The 12,290-nt window shown below is 63.7% G+C and carries 12 protein-coding genes; 7 read left to right on the forward strand and 5 right to left on the reverse strand.

Annotated features, from left to right (window positions below; all coding sequences use genetic code 11):
• Nucleotides 1–27: 27 nt before the first annotated feature.
• Together moaD and moaE are read left to right on the forward strand one after the other, a co-directional pair.
• Nucleotides 28–285, forward strand: coding sequence for a molybdopterin converting factor subunit 1 (gene moaD, locus DRB87_RS09930; protein WP_017232267.1), 258 nt, complete (start codon nucleotides 28–30; stop codon nucleotides 283–285).
• 52 nt (nucleotides 286–337) lie between these two features.
• Entirely contained in the window at nucleotides 338–820 is a 483-nt protein-coding gene (moaE, locus tag DRB87_RS09935; protein WP_130025776.1) for a molybdopterin synthase catalytic subunit MoaE, read from the forward strand.
• 57 nt (nucleotides 821–877) lie between these two features.
• On the opposite strand, the gene DRB87_RS09940 is transcribed toward moaE, so the two are convergent.
• The gene (locus DRB87_RS09940) at nucleotides 878–1,363 is read right to left on the reverse strand and encodes a group III truncated hemoglobin (protein WP_130025777.1); all 486 of its coding nucleotides are present in this window, start codon (nucleotides 1,361–1,363) and stop codon (nucleotides 878–880) included.
• A gap of 284 nt (nucleotides 1,364–1,647) precedes the next feature.
• On the opposite strand from DRB87_RS09940, the gene clpB reads away from it, so the two are divergent.
• Complete coding sequence (clpB, locus tag DRB87_RS09945) at nucleotides 1,648–4,284, forward strand: ATP-dependent chaperone ClpB (RefSeq protein WP_130025778.1); 2,637 nt, start codon at nucleotides 1,648–1,650, stop codon at nucleotides 4,282–4,284.
• Nucleotides 4,285–4,514: 230 nt separating this feature from the next.
• Nucleotides 4,515–5,009, forward strand: a complete 495-nt coding sequence (locus tag DRB87_RS09950; protein WP_130025779.1) for a gamma-glutamylcyclotransferase — start codon at nucleotides 4,515–4,517, stop codon at nucleotides 5,007–5,009.
• 59 nt (nucleotides 5,010–5,068) lie between these two features.
• Here DRB87_RS09950 and DRB87_RS09955 read toward each other — a convergent pair whose 3' ends face one another.
• Together DRB87_RS09955 and DRB87_RS09960 are read right to left on the reverse strand one after the other, a co-directional pair.
• Nucleotides 5,069–5,872 (reverse strand): VUT family protein, encoded by an 804-nt coding sequence (locus DRB87_RS09955; protein WP_165385271.1) that lies wholly within the window; start codon nucleotides 5,870–5,872, stop codon nucleotides 5,069–5,071.
• Nucleotides 5,869–6,735, reverse strand: a complete 867-nt coding sequence (locus DRB87_RS09960) for an NADPH-dependent 7-cyano-7-deazaguanine reductase QueF (protein WP_165385272.1) — start codon at nucleotides 6,733–6,735, stop codon at nucleotides 5,869–5,871. The genes DRB87_RS09955 and DRB87_RS09960 overlap by 4 nt, the downstream gene beginning before the upstream one ends.
• A 240-nt stretch (nucleotides 6,736–6,975) precedes the next feature.
• On the opposite strand from DRB87_RS09960, the gene DRB87_RS09965 reads away from it, so the two are divergent.
• Complete coding sequence (locus DRB87_RS09965) at nucleotides 6,976–7,887, forward strand: DMT family transporter (protein ID WP_165385424.1); 912 nt, start codon at nucleotides 6,976–6,978, stop codon at nucleotides 7,885–7,887.
• Between the two features lie 334 nt (nucleotides 7,888–8,221).
• Nucleotides 8,222–9,544 carry an isocitrate lyase gene (gene aceA, locus DRB87_RS09970; protein ID WP_017232259.1) on the forward strand — a complete coding sequence of 441 codons (1,323 nt, stop codon included), beginning with the start codon at nucleotides 8,222–8,224 and terminating at the stop codon, nucleotides 9,542–9,544.
• A 234-nt stretch (nucleotides 9,545–9,778) separates the two neighbouring features.
• Here aceA and DRB87_RS09975 read toward each other — a convergent pair whose 3' ends face one another.
• Nucleotides 9,779–10,213, reverse strand: a complete 435-nt coding sequence (locus DRB87_RS09975) for a universal stress protein (RefSeq protein ID WP_026131659.1) — start codon at nucleotides 10,211–10,213, stop codon at nucleotides 9,779–9,781.
• 287 nt (nucleotides 10,214–10,500) lie between these two features.
• Nucleotides 10,501–11,442 carry a LysR family transcriptional regulator gene (locus DRB87_RS09980; RefSeq protein ID WP_130025783.1) on the reverse strand — a complete coding sequence of 314 codons (942 nt, stop codon included), beginning with the start codon at nucleotides 11,440–11,442 and terminating at the stop codon, nucleotides 10,501–10,503.
• A gap of 119 nt (nucleotides 11,443–11,561) precedes the next feature.
• On the opposite strand from DRB87_RS09980, the gene DRB87_RS09985 reads away from it, so the two are divergent.
• Nucleotides 11,562–12,269, forward strand: coding sequence for a haloacid dehalogenase type II (locus DRB87_RS09985; RefSeq protein WP_130025784.1), 708 nt, complete (start codon nucleotides 11,562–11,564; stop codon nucleotides 12,267–12,269).
• Nucleotides 12,270–12,290 lie beyond the last annotated feature (21 nt).

The raw sequence follows: 12,290 nt of genomic DNA on the forward strand, positions 1-12,290 counted from the left end.
TCGCCGATGCGGCGCGCCAGCCAGACTATGCAGATCGAACTTCGCTTTTTCGCCAGTGTCCGCGAGGCGCTCAATGTCGCTGAGGAGCGTGTGGATGTTCCCGCCGGGATTGCCACGGTGGGCGACGTGCGTCAGTGGCTGTGCGGCCGTGGACCGGTGTGGGCCGAGACGCTCGGCGCGCAGCGCGCGCTGCGCATGGCGCTCGACCATACGATGGTGCCGGCGGCCACGCGCCTGACCGACGGCTGTGAAGTCGCGTTCTTCCCGCCCGTGACGGGCGGTTGAGCCACATGTCGTCGCCAGCGTAGCGATTCACGGGACAGGAGATACCACCAGCATGCCGATTCGTGTACAGACCGAGGATTTCGACCTGTCGGAGGAGATTCGACGGCTGCGCGCCGACGATCTGCGCGTGGGGGCCGTGGCGAGCTTCGTGGGCACGGTGCGCGATTTGAACGACGGCAACGACGTTTCGCGCATGACGCTCGAGCACTACCCGGGCATGACTGAGAAGGCGCTCGCGGCGATCGTCGAGCAGGCGTGCGCGCGTTGGCGCTTGTTCGACGCGCTGGTGATTCACCGCTACGGCGAACTGGGCCCCGGCGATCAGATTGTGCTGGTGGCCGTCACGTCCGCCCATCGGGGGGATGCGTTTGCTGCCTGCGAGTTCATCATGGACTATCTGAAGACCGAGGCACCCTTCTGGAAGAAGGAAGCGACGCCGCAGGGCGAGCGCTGGGTCGACGCACGCGAGACGGACACGGCAGCGCGCGAGCGCTGGGCCACCGGCGATGCGTCTGGGACGTCTGAAAAGTGCTGACTACCTCTTTTATTATTCAATAACATCGGCGAAGATTTTGCATTTTCGCCGATCGTGTTATTCGTGAGGCCGTGCGGGCCTTGCCTGCTTCACGCTGTCCAGTAGCGCCCGTTGCGCCGGGGGCAGCGTGTATTCCCATCCGAACAAATTCAACTGAAGGCTTTCCGCGATCCGGATGGCCGGTTCCGCGAACGCGAAGGCGGCTTGCGGTTCGAAGAGCCTGTCCAGCGTATCGAAGAAGAGGGCGAGCCAGCGGCTGAAATGCTCGCCGCTCAGGTGGCCGAACGGCTGATGCGCCTGCGTCACATTGCCGCGGTAGCGTTTGGCGCCAAGCACGATGCTGGACCAGAAAGCCACCATTTTTTCCAGATGCATATCCCAGCGGCCTTCGAGCGCCTGCCGGAACACCGGGCCGAGCATCTCGTCGTCGCGGATGCGCCCGTAGAAGGTGTTCACGAGCAGTCGCACGGCGTCTTCGTCGATCTCGGCGAGGCGCGTTGCGGGCCACGGATCCGGCGGCTGGCGGGAGGTTTGTGCTGACATTGCGAGTGGCACCTGGGCGGGCGCGCCGGCACTTCTCGACGTTCTGCCGTCGGCGCGACGCGTGGTGCGGGAGGCTGAAAATCGCTATTATGAGCTTCAATGCCGGGCGTGTCCTGCGGTCGTTTCACGCCCCTCCGTATGGCGCCATCTCGCCCGCTGCTGGCGCAGGTGCCGACCCGTTCCGGCCTCGCACGACAATGTCAATCGTCGCGCTGCCATGCCCTTGAAACCGCAGGGGCTTGTCCGCACATCCGATCCAGAGAGATTTCTTACCGGAGCCCTAGATGCGACAAGACAAATTCACCACGCAGTTCCTGGAAGCGCTGGCTGATGCCCAAAGCATGGCAGTCGGTCGCGACCAGCAATACATCGAGCCGCTGCATCTTCTCGCAGCGCTGCTTGCTCAACCCGAGGGCGCCGCGCGCTCGTTGCTGCAGCGTGCCGGTGTGCAGGTGCAGCCGCTCGCGCACGACATCGAGACGGCCCTCGCGAAGCTGCCGCAAGTTCAAGGCACCGACGGCAACGTCCAGGTCGGCCGCGAACTCGCGGGCCTGCTCAATCAGGCCGACAAGGAAGCGCAGAAGCATGGCGACAGTTATATCGCCAGCGAAATGTTCTTGCTCGCGCTGGCCGACGACAAAGGCGAAACGGGCAAACTGGCGCGGGCGCGTGGCCTGACGCGCAAGTCGCTCGAAGCCGCCATCGAAGGCGTGCGCGGCGGACAATCCGTCAACAGCCAGGATGCCGAGAATCAGCGCGAAGCCCTCAAGAAGTACACGCTGGATCTGACCGAGCGCGCGTCGCTTGGCAAGCTCGATCCGGTGATCGGCCGCGACGACGAAATTCGTCGCACGATCCAGATTCTGCAACGCCGCACGAAGAACAACCCGGTGCTCATCGGTGAGCCGGGGGTGGGCAAGACGGCCATCGTGGAAGGGCTCGCTCAGCGCATCGTCAATGGCGAAGTGCCGGAGTCGCTCAAGAACAAGCGCGTGCTTGCCCTGGACATGGCGGGGCTGCTCGCCGGCGCGAAATTCCGTGGCGAATTCGAAGAGCGGCTGAAGAGCGTGCTGAGCGACATCGCCAAGGATGAAGGGCGCACGATCCTGTTCATCGACGAAATTCATACGATGGTCGGGGCGGGCAAGGCCGAGGGCGCCATGGACGCGGGCAACATGCTCAAGCCGGCGCTCGCGCGCGGTGAATTGCATTGCATCGGCGCGACCACGCTCGACGAATACCGCAAGTACATCGAGAAGGACGCCGCGCTGGAGCGTCGTTTCCAGAAGGTGCTCGTCGACGAGCCGAGTGTCGAGGCAACGATCGCGATTCTGCGTGGCCTGCAGGAGAAATACGAGCTGCACCACGGGGTGGAGATCACCGACCCGGCCATCGTGGCGGCGGCGGAACTCAGCCAGCGCTACATCACCGACCGGTTCCTGCCGGACAAGGCCATCGACTTGATCGACGAGGCCGCGTCGAAGATCAAGATGGAAATCGACTCGAAGCCGGAAGTGATGGACAAGCTCGACCGTCGCCTGATCCAGTTGAAGATCGAGCGCGAAGCCGTCAAGAAGGAAACCGACGAAGCCTCGCAAAAGCGCCTGGCGCTGATCGAGGAAGAGATCTCGCGCCTGGAGCGCGAGTACGCCGACCTCGAAGAAGTGTGGACCGCGGAGAAGGCGGCGGTACAGGGCAGCGCCCAGGTCAAGGAAGAGATCGAGCGCGTGCGTGCCGACATTACGAAGCTGCAACGCGAAGGCAAGCTCGACAAGGTGGCTGAACTGCAATATGGCAAGCTGCCGCAGCTCGAAGCCCGGTTGAAGGACGCCGACGCGGCGGAAGCGGCGGGCCAGCAGTCGCATCCACGCCTGTTGCGCACGCAGGTGGGCACCGAAGAGATTGCTGAAGTGGTCTCGCGGGCGACCGGCATCCCGGTCTCGAAGATGATGCAGGGCGAGCGCGAAAAGCTGCTCCACATGGAAGACAAGCTGCACGAGCGCGTGATCGGGCAGGACGAGGCGATTACGGCCGTGGCCGACGCCATCCGGCGTTCGCGTGCCGGGCTGTCGGATCCGAACCGTCCGTATGGTTCGTTCCTGTTCCTCGGGCCGACCGGTGTGGGCAAGACCGAGCTGTGCAAGGCGCTGGCGATGTTCCTGTTCGATGCCGAGGATCACCTCATCCGCATCGACATGAGCGAGTTCATGGAGAAGCACAGCGTCGCTCGGCTGATTGGCGCGCCTCCGGGCTATGTCGGTTATGAAGAGGGCGGCTACCTGACGGAAGCCGTGCGTCGCAAGCCGTACAGCGTGATCCTGCTCGACGAAGTCGAAAAGGCGCACCCGGATGTGTTCAATGTACTGCTGCAAGTGCTCGACGACGGGCGCATGACCGATGGCCAGGGCCGTACGGTGGACTTCAAGAACACGGTGATCGTGATGACGTCGAATCTCGGATCGTCGATGATTCAGTCGATGGTCGGCGAGCCGCAGGACCGCATCAAGGACGCCGTGTGGGTGGAAATCAAGGATCACTTCCGTCCGGAGTTCCTGAACCGCATCGACGAAGTCGTGGTGTTTCACGGTCTCGACCAGAAGCACATCGAGTCGATTGCCACGATCCAGATCGAGATCCTGCGTCAACGTCTGGCCAAGCTTGAAATGACGCTCGACGTGACCAAGGCAGCACTCACGCATGTGGCGCGCGAGGGCTTCGACCCGGTGTTCGGTGCGCGGCCGCTCAAGCGGGCGATCCAGCAGGAGATCGAGAACCCGATCGCCAAGCTGGTGCTGGCGGGCAAGTTCGGGCCGAAGGACACCATCCCGGTCGACTGGCGCAACGGGCGATTCACGTTCGAGGGCGACGCCGCCCGGCCGGTGAACGAGGCGACCGAAGCGACGCCACCGGCCGCCGAGTAAGCGCGAACGCGGTTCCCGCGCATTGCATGGGCCGCATGATCCGTCCCCGCGTATTGCCATATGCGCGGGGATTTTTTTCTTGCGGGTCGCGCGTGCGATCCTGTCGGCAGTCGGTCATCAGGACGGCGATTGGCTCGGACGGAGGACGTATCGGGCACGATAGGCGTAGTTGAGGGCCGACGCGTGGCCTGCTTTCCCGTTTTTCCGCTTTCCCGATTTGGATGCTGGTGATGAATACTGCAACGTGTGACCGGGTCGACGCCCACGATGCCCATGACTCGCAGGACGAGGGGGTCTACGTTTTTGTCTACGGCACGCTGCGTGCCGGAGAAATCAACGACGTGTCGTATGCCGCCGAGCGACACGGTATCGAGGCGCCTGTCTATGTCGGCACCACATCGCTCGGCGGGCGGCTATACGACTTCGGGGACTATCCGGGCATGGTGCTCGACGCCACGGCGTGCGACGGCCACAGCGCAGGCCGCGTCACCGGTGACATCTACCGCATCGCAACGGCCCTGGTCCCCGTGCTCGACGAGATCGAAGCCGTGTATCCGGGTGAGGCGGGGTTGTTCGTTCGAGACATGCGCGAGGTCGCCTGTGACGGCAAAACCTACGCCTGCATCGTCTATCCGGTAAGCGAATCGGCCGTCCACGCATTGCCGCAGATTGCCGATGGGGACTGGGTCACGTATCGCCGCGCGCGCGACGCCAACGCGGCGTAATTCTGGCGTAGCCGTGGTGTCGCCGCGGCACGGCTGTGACAGCGCGCGAGCGACATGCGCTATCGAATCTCCACGGATTGCCGCGACATCGATGCTCGAAAGCGGAACGGATTGAGCGAGGTGCCGACGTCATAGTGATCGATGCCGTCCACGCGCTTGAGCACTTGCGCCAGACCCACCGTGAGCGGCAGCACCAGCCATTGCATCGCACATTTGAAGACGAATTCGAGTCCGGCCATGCGGGCCATCGCGTCCAGGTCGAGCACGTAGGCGAATGCCACCGTCACGAAGACGACCGTATCGAGCATGGCGGCCAGCGCGCTGCCCGCCATGAGGCGCAGGCTCGCCCGCCGGCCGTGCATCGCCACCTTCATGCGCGCGAGCGTGGCGGCGTTCGCGAACTCGCCCACGAAGCATGCGGACACCGACGCCAGGAACATATGCGCGATGGCCTCGTACCAGTGGCGCTGCACCTCGTCTGTGAATCCGGTTTCTGCCGCCCAGGCTGCTTCGGTTGGCAGCCGCGTCATCAGCCAGAGAAATCCGATCATCACCAGATTGGCTGCGAGTCCGCTCCAGATCACGATGCGGCTGATGCGATAGCCGTAGACCTCCGTGAGCACCGACGCAAAGAGGTAAGCAAACGGGAAGCTGATGAGGGCGGCCGAGAATGTCAGCCGCAACGGCTCGTCGCCGACCGACCAGGGCAGCGTGACCTCGCATACGCGAGCGCCCAATGCGTTCGAGATCAGCAGGAAGCTCACGAAGGCGATCGCGAGCACGATGACGGCGGGCGTCATGCGCGTGGCCTGGCGTGCGGCGAGTGCCGCGGGCAGTGGGGCAGGGGAGATCGTCGAGGTCATTGGCGAATGGTGCGCAGATTGGTGAGAGCGATGGCATGTGTCGAGCGCACGGGATTGATATCGAGTCCGTAACGCCGCGTGAAGCGTGCGCCGACCGCCAGTCGTGTTGGCGCGCATCGCGTGAGCACGTCACTGAAGAGCGTATCCACGCAGTGCTCGATTAGCATCGCGCTATCGCGAAACGACAGGACGTACGCGAGCAGTGCGCGGCGACAGATGGGTGCGCCGGTGTAGTCGAACCAGACGGTTCCGTAGTCGACGCCGCCGGTGAGCGGGCATCGCACGCTCAACAGGTCGGAGATCAGGCATTCGCGAATCGGCGAGGCCAGCGCCCCACCGACGTCGCTGGCGAGGCACAGGACATTCGCCTGCACGCCACCGCGTACCACGCTGACCGGCGCGAGGTCGAGACTCTCCGCACCCGGCCCGCAGGCGGCCGTGGTGCGAACGGCTTGCCTGACCGGTGTCGTGCGCACTAGAACATACGCTTGCAGGCAGCGCGATAACTCGCCCGCCACGTGCGCTTCCAGCGCGTCGGGAGATTCGAAGCATCGCTCGCGCAACGTCAGGAAATAGCGTTGCGCGTCCGACATCTCCAGCGTGTACGGGGAATCGCACGGAATCACGATTTCCGCCACGGCGATCTGGGGGCGCTCATGCATGTCGAGCCAAGCGACCTCATAGTGATTCCATAGGTCGTAACCGCGTGGCACCACTGCGGGCGATGCGTGCAGCGAGGTCGTCTGGGTGGGAGGGCGGGTGCGGAGAATCGGATGAATGACGGTCTTCTGACTGAGAGGTGGCCCGTCGGACGGAGGGCGGACCTCGTGAGGAGAGACGGCGCGTGAATCGTGATGCGTCATGAGTGTGAAATCTCCGATCGATCGGTCAGTCACCATAGCGCGCGACCGCTTGCTTGCTCAATGCGCCGATTCCGAAAATGGACCGTGTGTGATCCACCATGGCGGGCAATATGGGTTGACGATGAACGCAACTGTGCCGTTGCCGCCATGTCCGATTTTGACCAGCAGGCCTGGCGTCGATGTGGGACGATTCATGCGTTCCCATTCTTCCCGGCGGCCAACCGTGCCGTCATGCCGACTATGCGTTCGTCCGACATTGCCCGTTTGCTGACGCTCTCCGCCATCTGGGGCGCGAGCTTTCTTTTCATGCGCATCATCGTCCCCGTGCTCGGGCCGCTGCCCACGGCGTTCCTTCGTGTGACCCTGGGCGCCATCGGTCTGGCGGTCATCCTGCTGGTCATGCGCGTGCGCTGGGAGTTCAAGGGGCGGCTTGGGGTGTCGATGCTGCTCGGCGTCATCAATTCCGGCATTCCGTTCGCGATGTACTGCCTCGCCGCGCGCGTGCTCCCGGCCGGTTACTCGGCGATTCTCAACGCAACCACGCCGCTGATGGGCGTCATCATCGGCACGTTGTTCTTTCGTGAGCGCCTGACGGGGGCCAAGGGGTTGGGCGTCTTGCTCGGGCTTGTCGGCGTCGCCGTACTGACGCGTGCCGGACCGGTCACGATGTCGGGGCCGGTGGTCATGGGGGCGTTGGCGTGTCTCGTCGCCACGTCCTGCTATGGCCTGGCGGGCTATCTGACCAAACGCTGGATTTCCGACCGGGGCGGCCTCGATGCGAAGCTGGTCGCCTTCGGCAGCCAACTGGGGGCGGCCATCGTGCTGCTGCCGTTCTTCGGCTACGTGTCGGCAACGTCCGGCATTCCCGGCCCGGCGACCGGCGGCGTCTGGGCCGCAATGGCCGCGCTCGGCTTCCTTTGCAGCGCGGTGGCCTACATGATGTTCTTCCGCCTGATCGCGGATCTCGGCCCGTTGCGCTCGCTGACCGTGACGTTTCTCATTCCGCCGTTCGGTGTGCTGTGGGGCGCCTTGTTCCTCAATGAAGCAGTCACGATGGCGCACGTTGTCGGCGGCTGTTTCATCGCGCTCGCTGTTTGGTTCGTGTGCAAGCCGCCCAGGGTGGCGACGGCCGCCCGTCGGGCCGCATCGTAACCACCGCGCCCGCGCCTGTTCGCGAGGTTGCAAAGCCGGGACTCGCCGTCACCGGCTTTTTTTCATAATGTGGAATGATCTTGCGGTGCGTAAAAATTTGCGCTGCTCGGCACAACGATGCCATTTCAGAACGGAAAATATCGTTTCGCATCGAGAAATAATATTCGTATATTATTGATTTTTATAGTTAAAAAATTTTACTCCATGTCGTGGCTCGTTCTGTTGCGTTGCGTGAAAAATCCCTAAACTCTTATACAAGACATGCCGGTTTCAAGCCGCACAGGCCGTCAGGCGTCACCGCTTTGTTTGTATCGAGAAACCAGGAGAGATCATCATGACGACACGTCAAGACCAGGTGAAGCAACTCGAGCAGGATTGGGCGAACAATCCGCGCTGGCAGGGCATCAAGCGTGGCTACTCGGCCGAAGACGTGGTGCGCCTGCGTGGATCGATCCAGCCTGAACAAACACTTGCCCGCCGCGGTGCGGAGCGCCTGTGGCAAATGATCAACGACGAGCCGTTTGTGAACGCCCTCGGCGCGCTGACCGGCAATCAGGCCATGCAACAGGTCAAGGCCGGTCTCAAGGCGATTTATCTGTCGGGCTGGCAGGTCGCCGGCGACGCGAACATGGCGGGTGAAATGTACCCCGACCAGTCGCTGTATCCGGCCAACTCGGTGCCGCAAGTCGTGCGTCGCATCAACAACACCTTCACGCGGGCCGATCAGATCCAATGGTCGGAAGGCAAGAACCCGGGCGACGAAGGCTATATCGATTACTTCGCGCCGATCGTGGCCGACGCGGAAGCCGGTTTCGGTGGCGTGCTCAACGCCTTCGAACTGATGAAGGCGATGATCGAAGCGGGCGCCGGCGGCGTGCACTTCGAAGATCAGCTCGCGTCGGTCAAAAAGTGCGGTCACATGGGCGGCAAGGTACTCGTGCCGACGCGCGAAGCCGTGGCCAAGCTGGTGGCGGCACGACTGGCTGCCGACGTACTCGGCGTGCCGACCGTCCTGATCGCCCGGACCGATGCCGAAGCCGCTGACCTGATCACCGCCGACGTCGATCCGATCGATCAGCCGTTCTGCACCGGCGAGCGCACGGTCGAAGGCTTCTACCGCACGCGCAACGGCCTCGATCAGGCGATTGCCCGTGGTCTGGCTTACGCGCCGTACGTCGATCTGGTGTGGTGCGAGACCGGCAAGCCCGATCTCGAATTCGCCAGGCAATTTGCCGAGGGCATTCACAAGCACTTCCCCGGCAAAATGCTTTCGTATAACTGCTCGCCGTCGTTCAACTGGAAGAAGAACCTCGACGATGCGACCATCGGCAAGTTCCAGAAGGAACTCGGCGCCATGGGCTACAAGTTCCAGTTCATCACGCTGGCCGGCTTCCACAGCCTGAACTACTCGATGTTCAACCTGGCGCATGGCTATGCCCGTCGTCAGATGAGCGCCTTCGTGGAGTTGCAGGAAGCCGAATTCGCAGCGGCCGACAAGGGCTTCACCGCGGTGAAGCACCAGCGCGAGGTGGGTACGGGCTACTTCGATGCCGTTACGCAGACGATTGAGCGTGACGCATCGACCACGGCCCTGAAGGGTTCGACGGAGGACGAACAGTTCTTCGACGAGAAGAAGGCAAAGGTCAAGGCAGCCTGACCGGGCTGAGGGAGGGCGCGGTGCGCCCGCCAGCGACGATGCGCGTGGGGGCACATCGTCAGCCGGCGGTGCGACATCGCGCGATGACCGCGCGTCCGGCCTATCCGGCCGGGGCGGCCCTGACTGCGGTCCCGTCGCGGTGAGGGTGCCATGCACGCCTGAACGAGAGGAGGCTCGTGAGCGTATCCCGCTCACGGGCCTTTTTTCATGCGCGGCCGAGTTGCCGCGAGTGGATCAGCGGTAGACGAGCACCGGAATCTTGGAGTGCACGAGAACACGTTGCGTCTCGCTGCCAAGCAGTAGGCTGGTCAGCCCGCGCCGTCCGTGGGAGGCCATCAGGATGACATCGCATCCGTGACGTTGCGCCGCGTCGATGATGCCGAGATAAGGCGCCGGGAAGGTGGAGCTGTCGCGCTCGAACGGCACGCCCGCCGCCGCGGCGGCTTCGGCCAGCTTGTCGAGGTGTGCGCATGCCTCTTCGGCAATGCGCTCGCTGAAGGTGGCCGGCGCTTCCAGTACGTACTCGCTGAAGGGCGAATACGGATACTCCGCGAGGCAGCAATAGCCCGTGACCTTCGCGCCGAGCGCGCGCGCCAGTTCGAGTCCGCCCGTGACCGCCTTTTCGGAAAGCTCCGAGCCGTCGGTCGGAATGAGGATGTGGGTAAACAGCATATGACCTCCCGCAGTTGGCGTTGCTGAACACGCGTTCACAGGCTCGCGCAGGTATCACGGTCTTGCAGCCCGTCCGCTGTCCCGAGACATCCGGTGCCAGTCAGGGCCATGTCTTGCCCTCAAGCCTGCGCATCGCCAGCGGACCCTTCGTTTCGATTCTATGGCTTTGGCGCGACGCAACAACGGGGGCAAACCCGATAGTCCCGATAGGGCGGTAATCCATCAGGTCCCCTCACGCGCCCTCACTCGCCCTCACGCCCCCTCGCACCGCGGCGCGCCGCCGCTCAGACGGCCGCGCTGTGCGGCGCGACGGGTGCCGCGTCATCTCGCCAGTAGACCGAACTGCTGTAGTGGTGCTTGAGATGGTCGATGAACAGGCGCACGCGCAGCGGCAGGTGACGGCGTTGCGGGAAGACGGCGTGAATGCCGATGGGCGGCGCGGCAAAATCGTCGAGCACGCTCATGAGCCGGCCCGCGCGGATATCGTCGCCCACCTCCCACCAGGAGCGCCACGCGAGGCCGTAGCCGTCCAGGCACCAGTCGTGCAGCACGGCGCCGTCCGTGCATTCCATCGTGCCGCTCACGCGGATGGTCACGACCTTGCCGTCCTGCGAGAAGGTCCAGCCGCGCTGCTGATTGGCCGTCGATCCGAAAGCGAGGCAGTTGTGACGCGCGAGGGCATCGAGCGATTCGGGGCGTCCGTGGCGTGCGAGATACCCCGGCGCCGCCACGCACACGCGGCGGTTCTCGCCCAGCCGCAGCGATACGAGGCTCGAATCGGGCAACTCGCCCAGCCGGATCGCGCAATCGAAGCCTTCGTTGACCAGATCGACGAGACGGTCGGAGAGGTCGAGCGTGACTGTGACGTCTGGATGCGATTCGATGAACACCGGCAGCAGCGGGGCGACGTGCCGTCGCCCGAACCCGGCCGGTGCCGAGAGCCGCAGATGGCCGCTGGCTTTGACCCCGCCCGCCGATACGGCGGCCTCGGCGTTGTGCATCTCGTTGAGAATGCGTTGGCAGTCCTCGAGAAACGCCGATCCCTCGAACGTGAGCGTGACCCGCCGCGTCGTGCGCACGAGCAGCTTCACGCCCAAGCGGGACTCAAGCGCGTCGATGCGCCGCCCGATCACGGCCGGCGCCACGCCTTCGAGCGCTGCGGCCGCCGACAGACTCCCCTTGGCGGCCACGGCGACGAACGTTTCGATTTGTTTGAAGCGATCCACGCGGCGGATTATGTACTAAAAAGTCAAAGATAAAGTGATTTTTGTGCACTTTTATGGTGATTTCTATCAATAATACAATTGGCAGGCAATGACAAGCGATATTGAGTGATACCCAAGTTATGGCTTCGCGTATTCAGGCAGTGATTTTTGATGCTTACGGCACGTTGTTCGACGTGTACTCCGTCGCGGCGGCCGCCGAGCAGCAGTTCCCGGGGCGCGGGGCGGCGCTTGCCGAGCTGTGGCGGGCCAAGCAGATCGAATACACGCAACTGCGCTCGCTCTCGGGCCCGCGCGGCGAACGCTACCGTCCGTTCTGGGACATCACCATCGACGCGTTGCGCTACGCTGCGGCACGTCTGAATCTCACGCTCTCGCCTGTCGCCGAGAAGCGCCTGATGGACGAGTACACCTGTCTGTCCGTCTTCCCCGAGAACCCGTCTGTGCTGCGCGCGTTGCGTGCAATGGGTCTCAGGCTCGGCGTGCTCTCGAATGGCGATCCTCGCATGCTCGACGTCGGGCTGAAGAGCGCTGGGATCAAGGATCTGTTCGAGCATGTGCTGTCGGTCGACGCGGTACGCAAATTCAAGACCGCCCCGGAGGCCTATCAACTCGGCCCCGACGCGTTCGGCCTGCCTGCCGACGCCATCGTTTTCGTCTCCAGCAACGGCTGGGACGCGGCCGGTGCCACCTGGTTCGGTTACCCGACGTTTTGGGTCAACCGGGCCGGGCTGCCGGTCGAACAGCTCGGCGTCACGCCGCAAGGGATGGGGCGCGACATGCGCGACTTGCAGCGGTTCGTCGAGGGAGTGACGGGAGCGCGCGCCTGACGCCCAACGCGGTGTGAGGCC

Origin of the sequence: Pandoraea sp. XY-2, assembly GCF_004193915.1 — a bacterium.
Lineage (GTDB): Bacteria > Pseudomonadota > Gammaproteobacteria > Burkholderiales > Burkholderiaceae > Pandoraea > Pandoraea cepalis.